Source organism: Methylobacterium frigidaeris (genome assembly GCF_022179185.1).
Taxonomy (GTDB): Bacteria; Pseudomonadota; Alphaproteobacteria; order Rhizobiales; family Beijerinckiaceae; genus Methylobacterium; species Methylobacterium frigidaeris.
The window spans coordinates 1-252 of record NZ_BPQJ01000270.1; the positions used below are offsets into that span (position 1 = coordinate 1).

The window sequence follows — 252 nt, forward strand, 5'->3', positions numbered from 1 at the left end:
GTGGACGCCTACCGGGAAAGGCTCGGCCTGCCCCCGGCCTACCGGGGGGTCACGGGCTTCGCCTTCGGGCTCGGGGTGGAGCGCCTCGCCATGCTCCGCTACGGCATCCCCGACATCCGCTACTTCTTCGGGGGCAGGCTTAAGTTCCTGGAGCAGTTCAAGGGGGTTCTATGAGGGTGCCCTTCTCCTGGCTAAAAGCCTACGTGCCCGAGCTGGAAAGCCCCGAGGTCCTGGAGGAGCGCCTCGCGGGCC

General features: G+C 67.9%; 1 protein-coding gene. It reads left to right on the forward strand.

Features of this window, described 5'->3' with window-relative positions:
• Window positions 1-174 (forward strand): tRNA ligase subunit PheS family protein, encoded by a 174-nt coding sequence (locus MFF64_RS39135; protein ID WP_273557219.1) that lies wholly within the window; start codon window positions 1-3, stop codon window positions 172-174.
• Window positions 175-252: the final 78 nt, after the last annotated feature.